The organism is Uniformispora flossi (assembly GCF_049534875.1).
GTDB lineage: Bacteria > Actinomycetota > Actinomycetes > Streptomycetales > Streptomycetaceae > Yinghuangia > Yinghuangia aomiensis.
The window spans coordinates 236,282-258,804 of sequence record NZ_JBMULZ010000001.1; the positions used below are offsets into that span (position 1 = coordinate 236,282).

The 22,523-nt window shown below is 70.7% G+C and carries 21 protein-coding genes; 13 read left to right on the forward strand and 8 right to left on the reverse strand.

Features of this window, described 5'->3' with window-relative positions; genetic code table 11:
- Positions 1-23 precede the first annotated feature (23 nt).
- On the reverse strand, positions 24-1,547 hold the full coding sequence (locus ACPA54_RS01045) for an MFS transporter (protein ID WP_423525788.1): 1,524 nt from the start codon (positions 1,545-1,547) through the stop codon (positions 24-26).
- 77 nt (positions 1,548-1,624) lie between these two features.
- Complete coding sequence (locus tag ACPA54_RS01050; protein ID WP_423525789.1) at positions 1,625-2,224, reverse strand: TetR/AcrR family transcriptional regulator; 600 nt, start codon at positions 2,222-2,224, stop codon at positions 1,625-1,627.
- Positions 2,225-2,413: 189 nt separating this feature from the next.
- Here ACPA54_RS01050 and ACPA54_RS01055 point away from each other — a divergent pair, with 189 nt between their 5' ends.
- The 4 genes from ACPA54_RS01055 to ACPA54_RS01070 all read left to right on the forward strand — a co-directional run bounded on the left by ACPA54_RS01055 (position 2,414) and on the right by ACPA54_RS01070 (position 5,532).
- The gene (locus ACPA54_RS01055) at positions 2,414-3,256 is read left to right on the forward strand and encodes a helix-turn-helix domain-containing protein (RefSeq protein WP_423525791.1); all 843 of its coding nucleotides are present in this window, start codon (positions 2,414-2,416) and stop codon (positions 3,254-3,256) included.
- Positions 3,240-3,521 carry a DUF397 domain-containing protein gene (locus tag ACPA54_RS01060; protein WP_423525793.1) on the forward strand — a complete coding sequence of 94 codons (282 nt, stop codon included), beginning with the start codon at positions 3,240-3,242 and terminating at the stop codon, positions 3,519-3,521. The genes ACPA54_RS01055 and ACPA54_RS01060 overlap by 17 nt, the downstream gene beginning before the upstream one ends.
- Before the next feature lie 69 nt (positions 3,522-3,590).
- A complete protein-coding gene (locus ACPA54_RS01065; protein ID WP_423525794.1) occupies positions 3,591-4,187 on the forward strand; it encodes a TIGR03086 family metal-binding protein in 597 nt (198 codons plus the stop codon).
- Positions 4,188-4,386: 199 nt separating this feature from the next.
- Positions 4,387-5,532: a DUF6183 family protein gene (locus ACPA54_RS01070; protein ID WP_423525796.1), complete on the forward strand. Its 1,146-nt coding sequence runs from the start codon at positions 4,387-4,389 to the stop codon at positions 5,530-5,532.
- Between the two features lie 135 nt (positions 5,533-5,667).
- Here ACPA54_RS01070 and ACPA54_RS01075 read toward each other — a convergent pair whose 3' ends face one another.
- Together ACPA54_RS01075 and ACPA54_RS01080 are read right to left on the reverse strand one after the other, a co-directional pair.
- Positions 5,668-5,871, reverse strand: a complete 204-nt coding sequence (locus tag ACPA54_RS01075; protein ID WP_423525798.1) for a DUF6368 family protein — start codon at positions 5,869-5,871, stop codon at positions 5,668-5,670.
- Complete coding sequence (locus tag ACPA54_RS01080; RefSeq protein ID WP_423525799.1) at positions 5,868-6,293, reverse strand: hypothetical protein; 426 nt, start codon at positions 6,291-6,293, stop codon at positions 5,868-5,870. The genes ACPA54_RS01075 and ACPA54_RS01080 overlap by 4 nt, the downstream gene beginning before the upstream one ends.
- A gap of 387 nt (positions 6,294-6,680) precedes the next feature.
- Here ACPA54_RS01080 and ACPA54_RS01085 point away from each other — a divergent pair, with 387 nt between their 5' ends.
- From ACPA54_RS01085 to ACPA54_RS01095, 3 genes are all read left to right on the forward strand, one after another.
- Positions 6,681-7,535 carry an SEL1-like repeat protein gene (locus tag ACPA54_RS01085; RefSeq protein ID WP_423525801.1) on the forward strand — a complete coding sequence of 285 codons (855 nt, stop codon included), beginning with the start codon at positions 6,681-6,683 and terminating at the stop codon, positions 7,533-7,535.
- Positions 7,536-7,644: 109 nt separating this feature from the next.
- Entirely contained in the window at positions 7,645-8,130 is a 486-nt protein-coding gene (locus ACPA54_RS01090) for a hypothetical protein (protein ID WP_423525803.1), read from the forward strand.
- 222 nt (positions 8,131-8,352) lie between these two features.
- On the forward strand, positions 8,353-10,137 hold the full coding sequence (locus ACPA54_RS01095) for an arabinofuranosyltransferase AftB family protein (RefSeq protein WP_423525804.1): 1,785 nt from the start codon (positions 8,353-8,355) through the stop codon (positions 10,135-10,137).
- Positions 10,138-10,147: 10 nt separating this feature from the next.
- On the opposite strand, the gene ACPA54_RS01100 is transcribed toward ACPA54_RS01095, so the two are convergent.
- On the reverse strand, positions 10,148-11,413 hold the full coding sequence (locus tag ACPA54_RS01100; protein ID WP_423525806.1) for an amidohydrolase family protein: 1,266 nt from the start codon (positions 11,411-11,413) through the stop codon (positions 10,148-10,150).
- Between the two features lie 205 nt (positions 11,414-11,618).
- Between ACPA54_RS01100 and ACPA54_RS01105 the strand changes: the two genes are divergently transcribed.
- Both ACPA54_RS01105 and ACPA54_RS01110 read left to right on the forward strand, forming a co-directional pair.
- A complete protein-coding gene (locus tag ACPA54_RS01105) occupies positions 11,619-12,410 on the forward strand; it encodes a FadR/GntR family transcriptional regulator (RefSeq protein ID WP_423525808.1) in 792 nt (263 codons plus the stop codon).
- Positions 12,411-12,504: 94 nt separating this feature from the next.
- Positions 12,505-12,972, forward strand: coding sequence for a DUF3237 domain-containing protein (locus ACPA54_RS01110; protein ID WP_423525809.1), 468 nt, complete (start codon positions 12,505-12,507; stop codon positions 12,970-12,972).
- A 99-nt stretch (positions 12,973-13,071) separates the two neighbouring features.
- Here the strand turns inward: ACPA54_RS01110 and ACPA54_RS01115 are convergent, their stop codons facing one another.
- Positions 13,072-13,404 carry a DUF2218 domain-containing protein gene (locus ACPA54_RS01115; protein ID WP_423525811.1) on the reverse strand — a complete coding sequence of 111 codons (333 nt, stop codon included), beginning with the start codon at positions 13,402-13,404 and terminating at the stop codon, positions 13,072-13,074.
- Between the two features lie 144 nt (positions 13,405-13,548).
- Here ACPA54_RS01115 and ACPA54_RS01120 point away from each other — a divergent pair, with 144 nt between their 5' ends.
- On the forward strand, positions 13,549-14,049 hold the full coding sequence (locus ACPA54_RS01120; protein ID WP_423525813.1) for a MarR family winged helix-turn-helix transcriptional regulator: 501 nt from the start codon (positions 13,549-13,551) through the stop codon (positions 14,047-14,049).
- Between the two features lie 173 nt (positions 14,050-14,222).
- Positions 14,223-15,506 carry a PQQ-binding-like beta-propeller repeat protein gene (locus tag ACPA54_RS01125; RefSeq protein WP_423525815.1) on the forward strand — a complete coding sequence of 428 codons (1,284 nt, stop codon included), beginning with the start codon at positions 14,223-14,225 and terminating at the stop codon, positions 15,504-15,506.
- A gap of 58 nt (positions 15,507-15,564) precedes the next feature.
- On the opposite strand, the gene ACPA54_RS01130 is transcribed toward ACPA54_RS01125, so the two are convergent.
- Positions 15,565-17,073 (reverse strand): GMC family oxidoreductase, encoded by a 1,509-nt coding sequence (locus tag ACPA54_RS01130; protein ID WP_423525817.1) that lies wholly within the window; start codon positions 17,071-17,073, stop codon positions 15,565-15,567.
- Positions 17,070-17,999: an aldo/keto reductase gene (locus tag ACPA54_RS01135; RefSeq protein ID WP_423525819.1), complete on the reverse strand. Its 930-nt coding sequence runs from the start codon at positions 17,997-17,999 to the stop codon at positions 17,070-17,072. Before ACPA54_RS01135 ends, ACPA54_RS01130 begins: the two co-directional genes overlap by 4 nt.
- 195 nt (positions 18,000-18,194) lie before the next feature.
- Between ACPA54_RS01135 and ACPA54_RS01140 the strand changes: the two genes are divergently transcribed.
- Both ACPA54_RS01140 and ACPA54_RS01145 read left to right on the forward strand, forming a co-directional pair.
- Positions 18,195-19,457, forward strand: coding sequence for a DegT/DnrJ/EryC1/StrS family aminotransferase (locus ACPA54_RS01140; protein WP_423525821.1), 1,263 nt, complete (start codon positions 18,195-18,197; stop codon positions 19,455-19,457).
- A 751-nt stretch (positions 19,458-20,208) separates the two neighbouring features.
- Positions 20,209-22,437 carry a HelD family protein gene (locus tag ACPA54_RS01145; protein WP_423525823.1) on the forward strand — a complete coding sequence of 743 codons (2,229 nt, stop codon included), beginning with the start codon at positions 20,209-20,211 and terminating at the stop codon, positions 22,435-22,437.
- Positions 22,438-22,523: the final 86 nt, after the last annotated feature.

Below are 22,523 nucleotides of genomic sequence, written 5' to 3' on the forward strand. Positions count from 1 at the left end.
CCGCAAACACCCTGGGCCGAGAATCAGCCCATGTGCACGGCACCCTCGCTCGGCAGTGCGTCCTTGCCCGCGTTCACCAGGACCGCCGCGAGAATCGCGCCGACCACCATGATGGCCGCGGCCCACGCGAAGGCTGTCGTATAGCCGTCGAGCTGGCTGTCGAAGAACAGCTTCTGCTGGATGGCCGGGTCGGCGAGCTGAGCGCCGAGCGAGGCCTTCTTGTCGGCGATGAAGCTGTCGGTCGCCGAGGTCGCCACGCTGTTGAGGAGCGCGGTGCCCAGGGCGCCGCCGACCTGCTGAACGGCGTTGATCGAGGCGCTCGCCGCACCCGCGTCGTGCTCGCCGATCCCGATCAGGGCCGTGCTGGAGACCGAGGTGAAGACCAGCCCGAGGCCCAGGCCGATGAGCACCATGCCGGGCAGCATGTGCGTGACGTACTGGCGTTCCACCGTGATGAAGGTGAGCCAGAACGTGCCGCCCGCGGCCAGCAGCGATCCCACGAGCAGCGGGATCCGCGGACCGATCTTCGGCAGCAGCGCGGCCGACGCGCCCGCGGTGACCAGCACGCCCGCGGTGATGCCGAGCGCGCCCGCGCCGGCCTTGACCGCGCCGTAGCCGAGCACGATCCGCATGTAATAGATCATGAACAGCGTCGACCCGATGAAGGCCGCGCCGACCAGGAGCATCACCAGCAGCGCCCCGCCGCGGTTGCGGTCGGCGACGATGCGGAGCGGCAGCAGGGCGTGGTTCGTGCGGCTCTCGATGTAGGTGAAGACGACGAGCAGCGCGACGCCGATCACCAGCATCGCCACGGTGAGGCTGTCGGTCCAGCTCTCCTCGGCGGCGCGGGTGAAGCCGTATACGAGGGCGGCGAGACCGAGGGTGACGGTCACGGCGCCCGGGATGTCGTAGCGGGTGTCGCCGTGGGCACGGCTCTCGCGCATGATCGGCATCGCCGCCGCGATGGCGAGGATGGCGATCGGGACGTTCACCAGGAGGCACCAGCGCCACGACGCGTACTCGGTGAGCACGCCGCCGAGCAGCAGGCCGATGGCCGCGCCGCCGGCGGAGATGCCGCCGTAGACGGCGAACGCCTTGGCGCGTTCCTTGGCCTCGGTGAAGGTGACGGTGAGCATGGCCAGCGCGGCCGGGGCGAGCAGCGCGGCGAACACGCCCTGGAGGGCACGCGAGCCGAACAGCATGATCTCGTTCTGCGCGGCGCCACCGAGGGCGGACGCCAGCGCGAAGCCGATCATGCCGGTGACGAAGGCCTTCTTGCGGCCCCAGAAGTCGGCGATGCGTCCGCCGAGCAGCAGGAGCGCGCCGAATGCGAGCGCGTAGGCGGTCACAACCCACTGCTTGTTGGCGTCCGACATGCCGAGGTCGGCCTGGGCGTCGGGCAGGGCCACGGTCACGATCGTCGCGTCGAGGACGACCATGAGCTGGGCTATGGAGATGATGACAAGCACCCACCAGCGGCGCTTGTCGGCGTCACCGCCGGGTGTGCCCCGGGTGCCGGGGGCTTTGTCGAGAGTGGTTTGGGACATGGGGGTACCCCCGTAAGAGGTTTTCGGACGTACGGAGTCCGCAGGTTTGCTGCGTGGACGACTCGCGCCGCGGAAACTCAGCTGTTTCTGAGCGACGGCAGGATGACGGTGTCGACGAGGCCTTCGAGGTACTCCAGCGTGCAGGCGGTGCCCTCGCAGACCGGCCGATTGGCGACGGCTTGCACGAGCAACGGGCCGCAGTAGGGCAACGAGGCGGGAACCTTGGCGAGTTCGCCGCGTTCGACGGCCCGCATGACGATTGCTTCGAAGGCCCGGCGTTCGGGCTCGATCAGTACTTCACGGAAGACGGTGGCCAGTTCGGGGTCGCGGGTGACGGCGTGGCCCATGGAGGTGAGCAGTTCGCCGCCGTCGCGGGCGACCTCGGCGAGGGTGTGGGCAACGGCGTGCAAGTCGCCCGTGAGGGTGCCGGTGTCGACGCCGGTGTCGAAGATTGCGTTCAGGTGGCGGAGGGCAGTGCTCACCAGGGTGGGCTTGTTCTGCCACTGGCGGTACAGGGTCGCCTTGCTGGTGCGGGCGCGGGCGGAGACGGCGTCCATGGTCAGGGCGTCGTAACCGACCTCGCGGAGCACCTCCACCACGGCGGCCAGCAGTTCGGTCTCGCGCTCGGGCGAGAGCCGGCTGCTGCGGCGCTCGGATTGCTCGGCTGCTGCGGCCACCGCTGGGGTCTCCTATTTTCGGAACGATACGGTTTCGTTTCTGTCAGCGTAGACCCTAACACCAGCGAAACGAAACCGTTTCGTACGACCCACATGATCTTCTCAACAAGTCGCATGTTGTAGTCGAACAGGCACACGGAGTGATTCTTCGCGGGTAGCGTGAGACCCCTCTTCCCGAGGGGGGTTTCGATGCCTGGAAGCAAGGACCTTGACCCGTACGTGTCCGCGCGCGCGTTCTACGGGGCGGAGTTGCGGCGGTTGCGCGAGGAGGCGCGCTTGTCACAGGACGGTTTGGGTGAGCAGGCGTTCTGTTCGGGCGCCTACATCGGACAGTTCGAGGCGGCGGTGCGACGGCCGCAGCCGGAGCTGTCGAAGATCTTCGACTTCGTGCTGGGGAGCGGCGAGCACTTGCAGCGGCTGTGCCGGTTGGCGCGGGAGAGCACGCACCCGGACTACTTCGCGGATACGGCGGACTTGGAGCCGCTGGCGGCCACGATCAACGAGTACTCACCGATGCTGCTACCGGGGATGCTGCAGACCGAATCCTACGCACGCCAGTTGACCCGGATCGGGCGACCGCTTGCCACCGACGCCGAGATCGAGGACGTGGTGCGTGCCCGCATCGACCGAGCACAGCGATTGCTGAGCACTCCATCCCCGCAAGTCTGGGAGATCGTGCACGAAAGCGCGCTGCGAATCGTGGTGGGCAGCCCAAAGATCATGCGGGAGCAGTTGAGGAGTCTCGCGACCGCCATCCGGTCTCACCGGCTGATCGTCCAGGTCCACCCTTACACCGCAGGGCCGCACCCCTTCATGCACAGTCTCTGCTCGCTCATGACCTTCGCGGATGCGCCGCCGCTCGTATATGTCGAGGGTGCGCACAGCGGCCAGCTGATCGACGAACCGGCGCTGGTAGCTCGCTACCAGGCGTCCTACGATGTGGCGCGGGCGGCCTCGCTGTCTTTCAGCGAGTCCCTGGCCATGATCGAGTCGATCGCGGAGGACTACGCAATCCATGATCCAAGCACGTGAGTTCGGCAATGCGGTCTGGCGGAAGTCTTCATACAGCAACCCCGACGGAGGCAACTGCGTCGAGGTCGCATCCTTCCCCGATGCGGCGTGGCGGATGTCCTCTCACACCAATGGCGAGGACGGCAATTGCGTCGAGGTTGCAGGAGCCGTGCCCGAGGTCGTCCCGGTTCGCGACAGCAAGCGTCGAGGTGGTTCCGTCCTCCTCTTCTCCAACTCCGGGTGGACGTCGTTGGTCGCTTCGGTGAAGTCTTCGATGGCGGGATAGGTTCCGCCCCTTCGGCCGCATGGCGCCCTATCCTGGGGGTTCGATCTTGCTCTCCGGGAAGGGCGTTTCATGGATTCCGTCGACGGCTTCAAGCTGCTCGCCGACGCGCACGACTACCTGCGTACCGTCGTCCGCGGCGTGCCCGCGAACGCGTGGGGAAACCCCACGCCCTGTGCCGAATGGACGGTGCGTCAGGTCTTCAACCACGCCCGTCTCGACCAACTCGCCCTGGTCATGCAGATCACCGACATCGGGCCGCTGAGTGACCCGTTCTCGCCGGAGGACGCCGTAGGTGGGGACCCGCTGGCCGATCTCGGGAACGCCCTGCTGACCGCGACGACCGCGTGGGAGTCCGGGCGGCAGGCGGAGTTCGTGCCGACGCCGATGGGGCCGATGCCCGCCACCGTCGGAACCGCCGCGGGTGCGCTCGATGCCGCGCTGCACGCGTGGGACATCGCCGTGGCCACCGGCCAGCGCGATTCGGCGCCGCTGAGCGACGAACTCGCCGCCGGGCTGGAGGACATCGCGAACCAGATCGTCGACTTCGTCCGTAACTCGTTCGGCAAGTACGGCCCGGTCGTCGAGGTCGGCTCCGACGCCTCCCCCGCCGACAAGCTCCTCGGCTTCTCCGGCCGCAACCCCGCCTGGACCCCCACCACTCCCTGATTTCCCTTTCCACAAAGCCATTCCGCGAACGTCCTCGGCACCGGGCCCGCTGGCTTTGTTCACCAGAGAAGTGGCTCTGGCTCACGTTCTGGATGCTGTTGGTGACCTCCGTCGGTGTCGGTCTGCTTCCGGACGGGACGGGGCCGCGTATTCGGGACGGGTGGGTAGCAAACCGATGTTCGGCTTCTAGCCTGTCGCGATGAACGAAGACGGATCGGCCGAGGCGAGCCACGAAGACGAGGTGTGGCGGCGGCGCGCCGAGAACTACCCGGCCGCCCTCTACGAGCTGGCCACCGGACGACGGGGCCACGGCGTCCCGCACGAGATTCTCGATCCCATGCTCCTGCTGTGCGCACACCATCCTTCGGAGGAGGGCCTTGCGCTGGTGGGGCGCTTGGTCGACGACCTCGCCGAAGACGGCGATCCCAGGGACATGCCGGATTTCCTGGTCCGCCGCATGGCGCGGCAACTCGCCCAGGTTCGCGGTCCGGCCTCGCGCGCGCTGATGACGCTCTTCGACGAACTGCCCGTCCGGCTCGGTCTGGCTGCCGAGTTCCGGGCCTGCCTGTTGCAGGAGCTCGCACGTATCTCCGGCATCGTGCCGTCGCGCGGCCCGCACGACACATGGAATGCAGCGTGGGCTTACTACGCGCGACTGGTCGAGCTCGGCCATCCTCTGGCGTGGCTGCCTCTGGAGTCGTTCCCGTTCGAGCACAGGCTCCGCCGGCTCGACGGTGCCGGGGGAACCGGCGTCATGGTCGACGGAGCGGACGCCGAACCAAACCCGGCTGTCCCGCCCACACCGTGCGGGGGTGCGGCGGGCCGTGCGGCAAGCGAGCCGGCCAACCCCGCACGCACAGAGGCCGCCCTGGCCCCGGTCGTCGCCATCAGGCAGAAGGAGGCCCGCTTTTTCACGCTGCCCGCCCCGCTGGACCGACACGATTTCAACGGCGCCCTGCTGTCCGCGCTCCCCGCCGACTGCCTCGTCGGAGCAACGCCCGACACAGTGAGCGCCCTGCACACCACCGGCGACCGGGTCCTGGGCGACTTGTACATCGCCGCCGACGCAGGCACGGCATTCGGCACCCGCGGGCTCCGCCCGGGCCAACTCGGCGCCTACGGCAGACTCAACGCCTGGCGCGGCCTGTACGCCTTGATGGGACTGGCCAAGGACGTGGCTCTCCCGGAGGCCGTCCGGCACGCCGCCGCATGCCGCTGGCTGCGGTTCACCGTCCAACCGCACGAAAGCGAGTGGTCCGCCGGCGATGCCATGGACCTCGGATTCGCGGTCCTGGATGCCGAGCGCACAGGTGTAGCAATCCTGGCGACCAGCGAAGTGGACTGACCGGGCCGCGCGCCCGGCGAAGATCGCCAGCAGGCTCACGTGAACCGGATCAAGATGCCCAAGCTCCAGATGTTCGGGCGTGCCGGCTGCGCCCTCCTTCGGAAGCGCGTGCTCCTCGCGCGCCGACCCGGACAGCTATTTGAGGAGCCGAAAGCCCGGCCGACGGACCCAACGCCGCAGGAAGTCGGCGGTGCCGAACACTCTGCGGTAGGGATCATCAGGCACCCGCGCGACCAGGCCGGGCAGACCCGCCACGACGTCCTCTTGGTCCTCCCGCAGTTCGATGTTCGCGAACCCGCCGAGGACATCCGTCACCTCAGCAGTCAGCAGCGCCGTCACGACGTGGTCGACATCGCTGCTGTTGCCGTGTTCTCGGGAAGTTGTTCGTGACCGGCAGGCACGGTGTGGGCGCTGGCGGTCTGTTCGAAGTACTTCCATTCGCCGTCGACGGTGTGGAAGCGCAGCAGGTATTCGCCGTGCATGCCTACGTTCTGGGCGTTGACCGGCCCGGCAAGGCTTGCGTCGTCGAGCAGGATTGCGTCGGTGCCGACCTCGATGACCACGCCGTGCTTCCGGGTGGTGGTGTGGGTCAGTTCCAGGGTCGTCCACGGCTGCAGATGCAGCGAGTCGACGAAGCGGGTCAAGGTGCCTGCACAGTCGTTGGGTGCTGTGTGTCCGGCGAACGCGTGTGGGTCCACGCGCCGGCAGGCGGCGTCGATCCGGCCGTGGAGGAGGGTCTCCAGCCAGGTGGTGATGTCCACGGGCACGGTGCCGCCGGCAGAGGCCGACGACGCGGAGCGTGCCACCGGTCTTTCGGTGCCGCCGCAGCCGCACATGGCGACAACCAAGCCTCCTGCCAGAGCTGCTGCCACGATTCGACCAGCCATGTCCCCACCCCCGAATCACGTTTTGAGCGAGTGCTCAAATTCCGCGTCGCCGATATTCAACCACGCGGCAGTGCGGCCGTGTCGGGCCACCCGCGGATCGGCATCACGTCGAAGGCCCCTCCCCCACCCCCGCGTCACACCCCATGGGCGGAATCACGCGGACTTTCTTCCGCATCCCCCTCCCACCAACCCGTCCGACCGTCGATCATGGTGGGGCGCCGCGATCGCGCGCCGGGTGGGGGAGAAAACAGGGTGGGTTCCGTGATGGGGGTATTCCGGCGTGCGCGGAACCAGCGCAGCGGCGGATGGCGCGCGATCATCGGCTTCAGGCACGACGCGCTCCGGGAGCGCGCCGGCTCCGGCGATGCCGAGGCGGCGTACCAGCTCGGCGCGCACCTCTCCAGCGCGGCGACCCGAGGCGAGGCCACCCGCGCCCAGCAGGCCAAGCACGCCAAGGCCGCCGAACGCTGGCTCCGCGCCGCCGCCGAGGCCGACCACCCGCGGGCCTGCTACACCCTCGCACTGCACCTCGCGTCCCGCCGGCGGTTCGCGGACGCGCTGCCGTGGATGCGCAAGGCGGCGGCGCACGACATACCCGAGGCCTGCGAGTACGTCGAGTTCTTCGCGACGCTGGCCGGGGTCGCCTCCGATCCCGCCGTCCCCGAGCTCGCCGCGCCGCCGGCCAGCCTCGCCGCGTCGTACCTGCTCCTGTGGGGCAAGGCCCAGCGCGGCGACACCGAAGCCATGGCGCAGTTGGGCTTCGGCCTCGCGCACAGCGCCCGGCACGCCGCGGTCGGCCGCGCGTGGCTGGAGGCAGCTACCGAACGGGGCCACCACGCGGCCCTCTACGACCTCGCCGCGCTCGCCTTCAACAACCGCGACGACAGCAGAGCCGGCTACTGGTCCCTGCGCGCCTCGGCCCGCGGCATCGTGCAGGCCGACGAGATCCTCCGCGCGGTCTTCCCCCACCTCCAGGTCCTCGCCGCCCGTGAGGAACTCGACATAGAGACCCGCCGCCTCCTCAACGAACACCGCGCCCGACACGCCGCCTACGCCGTTCCCCCAGTGGATGGACGGAAGGTTGAACCGCACCCCGGCGCCAATGGCTTGGTTTAGCCGCACCGTCCATCTCGGTGTGTCCGATGTCCGCGGCGTCGTCGCGCGCATCGACTCCGAGCAGCAAAACGAAGGTGCGAAGCAGTAGTTCTGAGGGCTAGAACGGGGGATGACCGTCTTCCTCTGTTCCAAGTGCGGCACCGCGATCACGCCGGAGCTGGCGGGGCTGGCCGCCGTCCCCGACCCCTCGGACGACGAACACGGCCGGGACAAGGAGACGCGTCGGGCAACCTCCACCGTTCCGCGGGGCCGCTACGCGATCGATCCCGAGCCCTGGGGAGCTCCCTACGTCGCGCAGGACGATCAGGAGGACCCGAAGCCGGCTCAGTCCCGAGGGACGCTGATCTGCCGCGAGGAGGGCTTCGTCATCTCCGCGGGCGTCCCGGGCACGGTGCTGATACACCCCGAGGACGCCCTCGACCTTCGACCGCTGCCCAACTGGGAGAACAGCACCGGCTGCTGCGGGCCGATGGGTGACGAAGGACTCAACCGAGCGTGTCCCTGCGGCGCCCCGGTCGCGACGCTGGCGGCAGACTGCTTCGGTCCCTACGAACTGCACCTCGACCCCGTCCGAACCTACGCGTTCTCTCGGTAGGCACGCGAAACAGCCCCGGAGCGCGACACGTCCTGGACGGCCTCCCGTCGTGAACAGGTGGCCACGATGGTTCATGTACCGAGCCGTGTGACGCTTCGGCGTGGCAAACCTTTGATCCATACAACCAGTCGTTAGAATCCCCGTCGGCCGAACGCGGGCTGCCGAACGCCCGCGCGGCCGCGGCGCGCCCACACGACAGGGCTCGCCCCAGGGGGAAATTCCGTGAGCACTGCCGAGGCCACCCGTACGCTGCGTCCCACCGCACCGGAGGCCGATCCGCCTACACAGTGGACGACTTGGTGGAATCTCGCGTTCGTGGCCTTACCCGTCGCCCTTCTCGCCTTCCTCGGCTGGCGGCACCGCGCGCTCACCGACGACGGCACGATCTTCCTGCGCACCGTGCGGCAGATCCTGGCGGGCAACGGGCCGGTGCTCAACGCAGGGGAACGCGTCGAGGCGAACACCAGCACGCTGTGGCAGTGGCTGCTCGCCTTCCTGGGCTGGATTCTCCCGGGGGATATCGGCTTCACAGCAGTCGTCACCGGACTCGTCCTCACCACCGCCGGAGTGGCGCTCGCCTGCGACGCCACGCGACGCTTGCACGCGCGCCGCGCCGGACGCCAGGTCCCGCTCGCTCCCGCGGGCATCCTTGTCCTCCTGGCGCTCCCCCCGTTCTGGGACTTCTCCACCGCCGGGCTCGACAGCGGCCTCGGCACGTTCTGGCTCGCCGGCTGCTGGTGGCTGTTCGTCCGCGACGCGGACCCGGCACGGCACGGCGCCGGAGGACTGCCCGCCGCGGCCTGGTACGGCGCCGGATTCCTGGTGCGCCCCGAACTCGCCGTGGTCACCGCGGTCTTCCTCACCGGCGCCTGGCTGCTGCAGCGTCCGTCGTGGCGCCGCACCGCGGCGTGGCTGGCCGTCGCCGGCGCGGGATCGGTGGCCTACGAGATCTTCCGCGCCGGCTACTACGGCCTCCTCACGCCGATGCCCGCGCTCACCAAGGAGGCCGGGGAGACCGAACTCGGGCTGGGGTGGCGCTACGGCGCGGACTTCGTCACCCCGTATTTCCTCTACATCCCGCTGACGGTCCTGGCGGTGGCCGGTGTCGTGTTCTTCCGGTGCGCGGGCACGCGCGACCGGATCGTCACCGGGACACCAGTCGTCGCCGCGGCACTGCTGGCGGCCTATGTGGTCAAGGTCGGCGGCGACTACATGCACGCCCGCATGCTGCTGCCACCGCTGTTCCTCGCCCTGCTGCCGGTACTCGTCGTACGGGCCACGCGGTCACTCGCCACGGTGTCGCCGGCGGTGGCCGTGTGGGCGGTGGCGTGCATCGGCCCATGGCATCCCTCGGCCTTCACGCCGACGGCCGGCGCCGCCGGTGCCAAGACCGTCGTCGTCCGCACCAGCGACATCGGCATCACGGGCACCCTCAACGCCGACCACACCGACGACTGGCTCCGGGCCTTCCCCGAACTCCGCGCCGCGATCGCCCAGGGCATGGCGAGCCCGCAACCGGTTCTCCTGCATCTGCGGCCCGGCGACTACGGCTTCGAGTCCACCGTGCCGCTCAACCCGGCATATGCGCATGCCCAAGTCTCCGTGCCCGGCTGGTACTTGGGTGTGACCGGCGCCGCCGTTCCGCTCGACCAGCGCATCGTCGAGATGTGGGGCCTTGCCAACACCGTCGGCGCACACCTCGAATACCCGGACGACTGGCGCGAATACTGGCCGGGACACCGCAAGCTCATCGACGACGTGTGGCTGCTCGCCCTCGAACTCGACCCCCGCGTCACCGAGCCCCCACCCGGCTACCCCAAGGTCACCGCGGCCGGGCTGGCCGCCGCCCGCCATGCCCTGAGCTGCGGCGACCTCAAGGAACTCCTCGACTCGACCCGGGAACCGCTCACCTGGAAGCGCTTCTGGAGCAACCTGACGGGGGCGGCGTCCCGTACTTCGCTGCGCATCCCTCGCGATCCGATCGCCGCGGAGGCCCGCTTCTGCTGACCGTGGCCACTCAGGCCGAGTGCCGTGCCGCCAGTGCCGGGTGCTCGGCGCCGAAGTGGTCGATGAAGACCGAACCGAGGGCGTCCGAGGCGACTTCCTCGCGGGCCAGCGGGCGGGCGACGTCCGCGACGCGCGGACCGCACCGGGCGGCGAGCGGGGCGAGGGCCGCCAGGTCGAAGCCGTAGAAGCGGGCGGCGTTGTCGGCGAGCATCGCGCGGACCTCCTCCTCCGGCACGTCGGCGAAGGTCAGCCGCAGGGCTTCGAGGGTGTAGGGGAACGACCCTTCGGCGTGCGGGTAGTCCGCGCCCCACATGATGTTCGCGACGCCGATCTGGTGCCGCATCGCGCACTCGGCGGGGCGCAGCGGGCTGGAGCCGAGGAAGCAGTTCCGGGCGAAGTACTCGCTGGGGAGCATGCTCAGGCCCTGGATCATGTCCTTGCCGAAGAAGTGCTGGGACGTGCCGTCGAGCGGCATGACGTGCACGAACTGGTCGAGCTTGGCCAGTTCGCGCGGCACCCAGGCGGATCCCTGCTCGGTGAAGGCGACCTTGAGCCGCAGGTAGCGCTCGAAGACGCCGCCGAAGATCAGGTGGGCGAGGACGCGGTTGGAGAACCAGGTGATCTCCGACAGCAGGACGGCGAGGCCGCGCGGGTCGTGCGGGTATTCGGGGACGCCGCCGCCGCTGTGCAGGTTGACCGGCACGTCGAGTTCCTCGCACGCCGCCCAGATCGGGTCGTAGACCGCGTCGAACAGCGGCGGGAGTGCGGAGCCCGGCGGGATGCCGGGCACGAGGATGCCGCCGAACAGCCCGGATTCCTTGACCCAGCGGATTTCGGCGACCGCGTCGTCGATGTCGTTGAGCATGATCTGCGCGACCCCGGCGCGGCGGCCGGGCGTCTCCGCGCAGAAGTCGGCGAGCCAGCGGTTGTGGGCCTGGAGTCCGGCCCAGCGGAGTTCGTAGGCGTGCCGGTCCTGCGGCGGCGGCGGAACGAAGAACTGGGTCTGCGGGTAGAACGGCGGCACGGTGTTGGGGAAGACGACCTCGCCGACGATGCCCTGGGACTCCAGGTCGGCGTTGCGGATCCGGGTGTCCCAGTTGCAGTCCTGCGCCTTGCTCAGCAGGTGTTCGCTTTCGAACGGGTTGACGTGCTGCCGGGCCCAGGCGTCGAAGGCGTCGTGGTGGGTGCTCGCCAGGTAGGGGCGGTAGTCGAGCAGGTCGGCGCCGGCGTGCCCGTCCGACGAGATGACGGTGTAACGGTTGTCCTCTATGCGCATTTTCTTGCCTCATTTTCCGATGGCGAGGAGCAAGGTCGGTGCTCTGCGATGGCTAAGTTAGCTATCTTAGCTATCAAAGACAACACAGGGTCCGGCTCCGTACGATGAAGCCCGCACCCTGCCCGCACCCTGCCCGCACCGCGTCCGCCCCGCCCCGCACACCCGCCCCCGCACACCCGCCCGAGACTGGAGACCCGCAGTTCCGATGGATGCCGAAGCCGCCGCCCGTACCGGACAGCCCCGCCGTATGCCGGTCCGGGGCGTGAGCGTCGCCGAGGGCCTCGCCGACGTGCTGCGCGACCGGATCCTCGACGGCGGCATGCACGACGGCGACCTGCTGCCGAAGCAGAGCGAGCTGCTGGACGAGTACAAGGTCGGCAAGACGACGCTGCGTCAGGCGATCCGCATCCTGGAGACCGAGGGCCTGGTGACGGTACGCCGCGGCAACACCGGCGGCCTCGCCGTGCAGCTCCCCAGCGAGACCGACGCCGCCCGGACGTTCGGGCTCGTGCTGCGCAGCCGCAGGGTGCCGCTCGAAGACCTCGCGGCGGCCGTCCGCAATCTGGAACCCACCTGCGCGGCGATGTGCGCGGCGCGCACCGACCGGGACACCGAAGTCGTGCCGCAGCTGCGGGCTTTGCACGAGCGGTGCGTGGAACTCGTCGGCGATCTGCCCGCGTTCGTGCGCGCGTGTCGCGAATTCCACGAGGGACTCGTGCGGTTGTGCGGCAACACGACCATGCAACTGCTGCTGGGCACCGCCGAAACGCTGTGGACGGTGCACGAGCACGACTGGGCGGACGCCGTCCCGGTCGGGTCCGACTTCACCGACCGCATCAAGTCCGGTCTCGACGTGCACCGCGAACTGGTCGACCTCATCGCCGCGGGCGACGTCGACGCCACCCACGCGCTGTCCCGGCAGCACGTGGAGTACGCGCAGTCCCACCCGCTGGAGGCCCGCCCGGGCATGGGCATCGCGTCACTGCCGGACCGCTGAGCTTGGGGTAGGCCCGCGCGCCGCCTGCCGACAACCCCCTGGGGATAATCCGGGTACGTACTCGCACGTCGTCCCCACCCCGGAGAGTCCCACCGTGTCCTTCGCCCCGTCGCTTGCCTTCGCCTTCGAGATCCGGGCCCACGTCGCGCCGACCCTGCACGTCGGCCACGGCGACGGCGAGCACGCCGAGTTCACGCCGATCGTCGGCGGCACCGTCGACGGGCCGCGCCTGCGCGGCACCGTGCTGCCGGGCGGCGGCGACTGGCACAACACCCGCGGCGAGGTGTGCGAGCTGGACGCGCGCTATCTGATCCAGGCCGAGGACGGCGCGGTCATCGACATCGTCAACCGCGGCTTCTGGCGCCCCGGACCGGAGAGCCCGGACCAGCACGACGACGGGCTGCAGGTGACGCACGCCGGGCTCTACTACCGGACGTCGCCGGTGTTCCGCACCGACGCCCCGGCGCACCGCTGGCTCGCCGAGACCGTGTTCGTCGGCCTCGCCCGCACCGAGGGCGAGAACGAGGACGTCGTGGCGATCCGCATGTACGAGGTGCATTAGGCCCCGCGGCCGGCGGACCGCCCGGCGTCTCGTCATCGCCGTTCGTCACTCGCCGTCCGCCAAGTCACTCGTCATGCGTCACGCGTCACGCGTCACGCGTCACGCGTCGCCGGCGAACCGCTGCGTCGTCCCCTCCGTTCCGTCCTCGCGGCGCCAGGCGGCGACCAGTTCGTCCTTGGCGCCGAAGCGGACCAAATGACGCCCGAGGACGTCTTCGACGCCGTCCAGACGCTCCGCCGACGCGTCCACCGTCATGACCAGCACGCCCGGCTCGGCGCGCAGCTCCGCTTTCGCGCCGTCCGGGAACTCCACGCTGCCGACGCCGGACTCGTCGTCCCACGCGGTGGTGAGCTTGCGGCCGAGGTGCGAGGCGAGCTGCTTGGCATAGCGGCCGGGGCGGTCGGTGGTGACATGGGCAAGGGATCGGGGCATGGGAGGTTGCTCCTCGGCACGTGATCGGGCACGGTGGGACACATCCCGCCGCATAGTGGGCTTGAATCATATTGAGCTTAGCTCAGCATATCGATGAGTTTTCTCGACCCGCGTCCCCGACGCGCTCACTTTCGGAGGTCGGCCGTGACGGCTGCCACCGGCCTCGAACTGGCCGACGCCCTCACGCACACCGCGAAGCGCATCCGCCGCGCCGCGCTGCACCGCCTCGCCCCCCTCGGCCTGACGCCCGCCCAGGGCCGTGCCCTGCACGTCATCGCGGCCTCCGACGGCACCCTCCGCCCGGGCGGCCTCGCCGACCGGCTGCACATCGCCCCGCGCTCCGCCACCAGCGTCGTGGACGCCCTGGAGTCCCGCGGCCTCGTCACCCGCAGCCCGGCTCCGGACGACCGCCGCGCCACCGTCCTCCACATCACCGCCGCCGGCACCGCCATGCTCACCGCCAGCCGCGAAGCCCGCGAAGCAGTCGCCACCGACTACTTCACCGCCCTCACCGACACCGACCGCGCCACCCTCCTGGCCCTCCTCGCCAAGGCCGAAGCCGCCCACGCCCCCGACTCCGAATTCACCCGCAAACGGGGCGACCACCCCCATGACCACAAGCACGGCCACGGCCACCATCACTGACACACCCGACGGTCCGCCGCGCTCTCCGCACGCGCGTTTCGGGGCGACCGCTCGTCCCCCGTCGGGGCTACCCCCGAGATCCGCCGTCCCCCGCAACCTCCCCCGTCCAGCCGTGCGTCCCTCCCCCCAAGTGAGGTCGGGGGGCCTCGTGTCGTCTCCTTGGGGGAGGCTCCTTGAGCCTGCACAGCGCACATACGAATCGTCGCGGCTTTCTCGCCGCCACCGCCGCACTGATCCTCGGCACCGCGGCCTGCGAACGCACAGGCGGCACGGCGTCCAACGCCGCGCTCGGCCGCAAGCACGTCTGGAAGTTCACCGCCGTCGACGGCCACTGGATCGGGGGCGTCATCCACGCCGACGGCACGCTCTACGCCACCGCCTACGGCGAAGCGCAGCCCACCGGCTCCGCCTATGCCATCGACGCCGCCACCGGCGCCGTCAAGTGGACGTTCCGCGGCAAGAGTTCCGTCGGCGACCCGCTGGTGATCGGCGACGCGCTGGTCTACGGCACCGGATGGGGCGAAGCCAAGCACGGGCTCTGGTACGGCCTCGACGCCGCCACCGGCGCCGAACGCTGGCGGCTGCCCGGCATGACCGTCGAGGCCACCACGTCCCCGGTCGTCGTGGACGGCGTGATCTACTCGGCCACGCTCCCGGCCTACCGCCAGGACGCCGAGCTCTGGGCCTTCACCGCCGCCGAGGGCCGCGTCCTGTGGAAGCTCCCCGTCGAGGGCGCGGCCGTCCGGACGGCCGCGACCGGCGGCGTGCTGCTCCACCGCGGCCCGGACCGCAAAGGCATCGGCATCGACATGGCCAAAGGCACCGTCCGCTGGACCGCGGACGACGTGGGACTCAGCGTGTACGGCGAGGCATTCGCGTACCAGGACACCTTCGTCGTCGGGGGCAGCCGCACCGGCGACGTCGCCTCCGACGGGGTCGTCGCCCTCGACGCCGCCACCGGGAGACTCCGCTGGCAGACCCCGCCGGAACTCGCCGTCGTCGAATTGCACCTCTCCGGCGACACCGTCTACTACCTCACGAAGACCGACGTCGGCGCCCTGGACGCCGCCACCGGCGCCCGCAAATGGAGCACCGCCGCCCCGACCGCGGCGTCCGGCGACATCCACCACTGGGCCACCGGCCATGGCGCGGTCTACATCACGTCCGGCACCGTCAAAACCGAAGGGGTGCTGACCGCCTTCGACACCACCACCGGGAAACCCCGCTGGACGGTGGAGAGCGGCGTCGAGAACGTGCCGCACGGCCCCGTCGTCGACGCCACGACGGTCTACGTCGAAACCGGCGGCACCGCCGTGACCGGCCTCGACCCCGCCACCGGCAAACCCCGCTGGCACCTCGCCGACGGCCCGAGCACCCTCACCGAAACGCCCCTCGTCACCCCGCACATGCTCTACGTGTCGCACCTGTCGGAGATGTACGCCATCCCGCCCGCCTGACCCCACGCGGACGGGACCGCTGCCGAATCCGGCAGCGGCCCCGTCACGTCCCCTCCTGCTACCCCCGAGCGGCGATCAGCTCCGCGCCCAACTCGCCCAGCGCCGTCACCAGAAGGTGGGTGTTGGCGCGGGGGACGGTCGGTACCACCGAGGCGTCGACGATGCTCAGGCCATCGAGGCCGTGGACGCGGAGGCCCGCATCCACCACCGACGTCGACGGATCGTCGCCCATCCGGCAGGTGCCCACGCCGTGGTAGAAGGCGTAGTGGGTCTCGTCGATCAGCCGGTCGAGGACCTCGTCGGTCGCTTCCGCGTCCGCGGCCACGGCGGCCTTGTCGAGCGCCAGTCCGGAGCCCGCCACCACGCGCGCCGCCAGACGCCAGCCGTCGCGCAGCCGGGCCCGGTTGTCGGGGTCGGCCGCGAACGGCCACACGATCCGTGCGGGGTCGGAGACCTCCGCACCCGACGGCGTGATGCTCCCCGCCCCCGTCGGAAGCTGCAGGGCGACACTGATCTCGATCTCCCGGCTGCCGTCCGGGTTGCGGCGGGCGACCGGGGTGAGCTGGATGTCGTGCCGCCGGTCGCTGCCGGGCGCAGTGGCGCGGGCGATCGTCTGCAGCGTCGGCGCGCCCTCGGGGGTGCTCGACGGGTCGACCCCCGCCCGGTACGAGATGACCAGATGGTCCGTCAGGTTGCCGCCGACGGCCGGGAGTTCGTGGACGACGTCGAGCCCGAGTCCGCGGACCCCGACGGCCGGCCCGATGCCCGAGCGCCACAGCAGCAGCGGGTTCTGGACGACGCCCGCGGACAGGACGACCTGTCCGGCGTGCACGATCCGCCCGTCCGCGCACGCGACGCCGACGACGCGGCCGTCGGCGACGAGCAGCCGGGCGACGTGGCAGTCGCCCCACACTGCCAGGTTCGCGCGGTCGCGGACCGGGTCCAGGTAGGCGACCACGTTCGAGACCCGGTCGCGGTCGCTGCGATTCATCGGGATCGGCCCGACGCCCGTCGACCCGGGGCGGCTGTGGTCGGCGCAGAATTCGAGGCCCGCGTCGAGGCAGCCGGTGACGAATCCGTGCTGCAGCGGCGTCCAGTCGGGTTCCGCGTGCCGCACGATCGGGATCGGTCCCGCATCGCCGTGGTAGGCCTCGCCGCCGAAGTCGAGGTCGTTCTCGATGCGGTTGAGGTAGCCGAGCATGCGGTCCCAGCCGAGCGCGGCCGGCCACGACGCGAAGTCCTCGGGTTCCGGGCGCAGCGCGACGGCGCCGTTCGTCGCGGACGATCCGCCGACCACGCGGCCGCGCGCGTAGTTGAGTTCGCGACCGCCGGTGGAGGCGACCTTGTCGCCCCAGTTGTACGGCCAAGCGACCGGCTTGGACAGGGTGCGGAGTTCGGCGGGAAGTTCGGCGACGCGGTGGTCGGGGCCGGCTTCCAGCAGCAGGACCGAGCGTCCCGGGTCCTCGGACAGCCGGGCGGCGAGCACGCAGCCCGCCGACCCGGCGCCGACGATCACGACGTCGGCGGTCGCCGAGGCGCCGGACACCCCGGAGGGGGTCCCCGTCACGCCGCGCCGCCTTCGCTGATCGCGGCGAGGACGTCGGCCGGGTCGACGGCCCAGTCGGCCGCGGCGGCGTTCGCGTAGACCTGTTCGGGCTTGGTCGCGCCGCTGATCACGCTCGGCACGCCGGGCTGGGCGGCGAGCCAGGAGACGGCGAGTTCGAGGAGGGTGCGGCCGTGCGCCTCGGCGTAGGCGCGCAGCTTCTCGACCTTGGCGAAGTTCTCCGGCGTCGCCACGGACGCGAAGTACGGCATGTCGGCGAGCCGGCTGCCGTCCGGGAACGCCTGGTCCGCGCGATACTTGCCGGACAGGAGCCCGGACGCCAGCGGGAAGTAGGGGATGACGCCGATGCCGTACGCGCGGCTCGCCGGGACGATCTCCGCCTCGACGCCGCGGGTGAGCAGGTTCCATTCCACCTGGGCGGCGGCGAAGCGGGCGGTGCCGAGTTCGCGGGCCACGTACTCGGCCCGGACCATCTCCCACGCGGGCAGGTTGGACGAGGCTACGGTGCGGACCTTGCCGGCCTTGACCAGGTCGTCGAGCGCGGCGAGGGTCTCGTCGATCGGCGTCGACGCGTCCGGGAAGTGCAGGTAGTACAGGTCGATGTAGTCGGTGCCGAGGCGCTTGAGGCTGGCTTCGGCCGCGGCCACGACGTGGGCGCGGCCGGTGCCCTGGCCGTACGGCATCTTGCCGCCGAACTTGGTGGCGATCACGGCCTGGCCGCGGCGGGCGCCGAGGGCTTTCCCGAGCATTTCCTCGGAGGCGCCGCCGCCGTATATGTCCGCGGTGTCGAACAGCGTCACGCCCGCGTCGAGCGCGGCGTCGACGACCGCGCGCGTCTGGTCCTCGTCGATCCGCATGCCGAAGTTGTTGCAGCCCAGACCGACCGCCGACACCCGCAGGTCCGACGTGCCGACGTTGCGGTAATCCATCGCTCAGGTCCTCGTCTCTCGCCGTTTCGTCCGGGCGGCCGGGCGGGCGCCTCTGCGGTGCCGGCCCGGCCGTCCGCGGTTTCGCTCGCCCACCCTACCCCCCTTTTCATAGCTATCATGGCCATGATAGCTCTACAAGGGCTGCACAGCACCGCACCGACAACGCCACCGAACCGTCCCCCGAGGAGCTTCGCCATGCCCGAAAACCCGGCCGGCACCGCCGCCGACGCCGCCGAGACCGCCGAGGACCGCAAGGTCGTCTACGCCACCGCCGTCTACGACCAGGCCGAAATCGACGCCGTCAACCGGGTCCTGACCCAGGGTCAGAACGGCCTGCGGATCGGCGAGAACGTCGCCGAAATGGAGCGCCTCGTCGCCGACCTGTTCGGCAAGCGGCACGGCGTGATGGTGTCCTCCGGCTCCGCCGCGCTGTTCCTGGCCGTCGAACTCCTGGGCCTGACGCCCGGAACCGAGGTCATCACCTCGCCGCTGACGTTCTCCACCGACCTGTCGCCGCTGCTGCGCGCCGGGCTCGTGCCGGTGTTCGTCGACGTCGAACCGGACACGTTCCAGGTCGACGTGACGAAGATCGAAGAGATGATCACCGAGCGCACCGGTGCCCTGCTGTTCCCGAACCTGGCCGGCAACGCCCCCGACTGGGACGCGATCCGGGAGATCGCCGACCGGCACAACCTGCCGGTGATCGAGGACTCGTGCGACGCGGTCGGCAGCACCCTGCACGGGACGCCGACGGGCACCCGCTCGGACATCTCGGTGACCAGCTTCTCGCTGTCGCACATCATCACCGCGGCCGGCCAGGGCGGCATGGTGATGCTCGACGACGACGCGCTGCGTGACCGCTGCCTGACGCTGCGCGGCTGGGGCCGCCGCTCCGAGACGCAGCTGTTCGGCTCGAAGGCCGGGTCGCGGGACTTCTGGACCGACCTGGACGGCATCGCCTACGACAACATGTTCATCTTCGACGAGGCCGGCTGGAACTTCCTGCCCACCGAGATCTGCGCCGCGTTCGGCGTCCCGCAGGTCCACAAACTGCCCGGCAACCGCGCACGCCGCCAGCGCAACTACGACCTGTACACGGAGATCCTCGCCCGCCACCCGGAGTCGTTCGTGGCGCCGCGCCAGATCCCGGGCCTGGACACGGCGTGGCTGTCGTACTGCTTCCTGATCCGCCCCGACGCCGGCTTCACCCGCAGCGACCTCCAGCAGTACCTGGAGGGCCACGGCATCGACACCCGCGTGGTGTGGACCGGCAACGCGGCCCGGCAGCCGTTCATGAAGAACGCCGAGTTCCGCGTCCCGGAATCCGGTCTCCCGGGTGCCGACGAGGTCATGGAACGCGGAATGCTGATCTCCTGCAACCACGGCCTGACCGACGAGAGCATCGCCTACGTGGGCAAGCACATCGAGGCTTTCCTGACGGAGCGCAAGGGACAGTAAGCCGGACGGTCGCGAAAGGCCCCGCAACGACGGGGGTATAGACGACCGGGGATAAAAGGGACGCGGCCCGGGTTCGGACGTGTGGGGGGATTCCCGCTGCACGCAACGACACCGGGCCGCGCCGCCGCCAAGGCTTTTCGGCGGCACGCACCGCGAGACGGGCACGGTCGGCGCCGGACTCCCCGGCGAGCCCGGCCGACCCGACGGCCGCCACTCCACCCCGAGAAGCAAGGCAAACCGGCCGCGCCTGCTCGCCACACTTGCGCGGCCAGGCAGCGCCGCCCCGAACCACGCTCGGGCGCTCGGCACCGGCGACACGGGATGGGGCTCGCTCCACAGGCGGGCCGGCGCCGCGCGTCCGCGCCGCGAACCGACGCACCACCGGCAGCCACCGCCCCAACCCCCGCCCGGCCCGGCCCGGTATTTCGGCTCCCTTGGCGCCGCGCTCCCTCTCGCCGCCCCTGACTGCGCCTGGCTCCGTCTGACTCCGTCCGACTCCCCAGACTCCGCCCAACCCGAGCACCCGCCGCGCGGCTCCCGCGACCCGGCACCCACGCCGGCTCCCGCCCGCCCCGCCCGCCCGGCTTTCGGCTCCCGCAGCGCCCCCACAGCAAAAAACCCCGGGCCGTCGGCCTCGGGGTTAATTCTCGGTGCTATATTGATTCTTTCCGCATTCCGCGCCACACGGAATCGCGGAGTAAACAACTGGAGTCATCATATCCGCCCGGGAGTCGAATTGTCAAATACGGAATTGGGGCACGAGCAGGAATTCGTCGATCTGCTTTACGCGCGCCTTTCCGAGCTGCAGGACCGCGCCGCGGCCGCGGTGGAGGGCGCGCTCGGGCGTGAGGACGGCGGCACCCGGCAGGCCCGCATCGAGCGCGACATCGAAGTCGCCGAGCAGACCCGGCTGCTCGCCGCGTTCAACGCCGGCGAGACCGGCCTCTGCTTCGGCCGCCTGCTGTTCCGCGACGGCGCCGACCACCACATCGGCCGCATCGGGATCCGCCGCGACGACACCGAGCACACTCCCCTGGTGATCGACTGGCGCGCCGACGTCGCGCGCCCGTTCTACCTCGCCACCGGCCACACCCCGATGGGCCTGCGCCGCCGCCGGCACATCACCACCAACGGACAGCAGGTCACCGACCTGCACGACGAGATCCTCGACCTCGACGACCACGAGCGCACCGGGTTCGAAGGCTCCGACGCCGACGCCGTCCTGCTGTCCGCCCTGGACGCCGCCCGCACCGGCCGCATGCACGACATCGTGCAGACCATCCAGGCCGAGCAGGACCGCATCATCCGCGCCCCGCACCACGGCGTCCTCGTCGTCGAAGGCGGCCCCGGCACCGGCAAGACCGCCGTCGCGCTGCACCGTGCCGCGTACCTCCTGTACGCGAACCGCGAGCAGCTCACCCGCCGCGTCGTCCTGGTCGTCGGCCCGAACCCGGCGTTCCTCGGCTACATCGAGGACGTGCTGCCGTCGCTCGGCGAGACCGGTGTGCTGTTCGCCACGCCCGGCGAGCTGTTCCCCGGGGTCAAGGCGACCGCGGTCGACGAGCCCGTCGCCGCGGAGATCAAGGGCCGCGCGGCGATGGCGGAGGTCCTCGGCCGGTTCGTCGCCGACCGGCAGACGATCCCCGACCTGCCGCTCGTCGTCGACCACGACGGCGACGAACTCCTCCTCGACACCGACATCGCCCGCGAGGCGCGCCGCCGGGCCCGCGAGTCGCAGCTGCCGCACAACCTGGCCCGGCCGCGTTTCGCGTCCGCGGTCATCGACGGGCTGGCCGCGCAGCTCGCCGACCGGATCGGCGGCGACCCGTTCGGCGGGCCGAACTTCCTCAACTCCGAGGAGATCGCCGAGATCACCATGGGTGTCGCGGAGAGCGCCGAGGTGCAGAACGCCATCGACGAGCTGTGGCCGCCGCTGACGCCGGAACAGGTCGTCGCCGACTACCTCGCCGACCCGGTCTACCTGCGCGACGACGAGGCCGCCGCGATCCGCCGCCCGGTCACCCGCGAGTGGACCGTGTCGGACGTGCCGCTGCTCGACGAAGCCGCCGACCTCCTCGGCGAGGACGACACCGAAGCCCGCCGCAAGGCCGAGATCGAGCGGCGGCGGCGCATCGAGTACGCGCAGGGCGTGCTCGACCTCTCGTACGGCTCCCGCACCCAGGAATTCGAGGACCGCGAGGACGAGGAGTCCGAAGTCCTCAGCGCCCACGACCTGGTCGACGCCGAGCGCCTCGCGGAACGCCACGAGGAAGCCGACCACCGCAGTGCCGCCGAGCGCGCCGCCGCGGACCGCACGTGGGCGTTCGGCCACATCGTCGTCGACGAGGCGCAGGAGCTGTCCCCGATGGCGTGGCGGCTGCTGATGCGCCGGACGCCGACGAAGTCGATGACGCTGGTCGGAGATCCGGCGCAGACGTCGGAGCCGGGCGGCTGCGGTTCGTGGGAGCGGATCCTGACGCCGTTCGTCGAGGGCCGCTGGGAGCTGACCCGGCTCGGCGTGAACTACCGGACGCCGACCGAGATCATGCAGGTCGCCGCGGAACTCATGCGGGCCGCGGAGGCCGGCTTCAACCCGCCGGAGTCGGTGCGGTCGACCGGTGTCGCGCCGTGGGCGCGGATGACCGCGGACATTCCCGCGGCCGTGGCCGACGCGGTCGCCGAACACGCCGATCCGGCGCGGCGCTTGGCCGTCATCGCCCCGGCGGAGTACCAGAACGACCTGGCGAAGGCCCTGCCGGATGCGTCGGCGGGTCTCGTTCCGGACCTGGCCAATCCGGTGGTGCTGCTGGAGCCACGGCAGGCGAAGGGGCTGGAGTTCGACACGGTGCTCGTCGTGGAGCCGGCCGAGTTCACGCTGCACGACCTGTATGTGGCGCTCACCCGGGCGACGCAGCGGCTCGGCGTGATCCACTTCGGGCCGCTGCCGCTGGGGCTGGAGAGCCTGCAGCCGGTGCCGTGAGACGCCGCCGCGGCCCCGCTTCCCTCGACTGGGGAGCGGGGCCGCGGCGTACCGGCTTGTCAGCGGTCGGAACGGTCGGAAGGGTC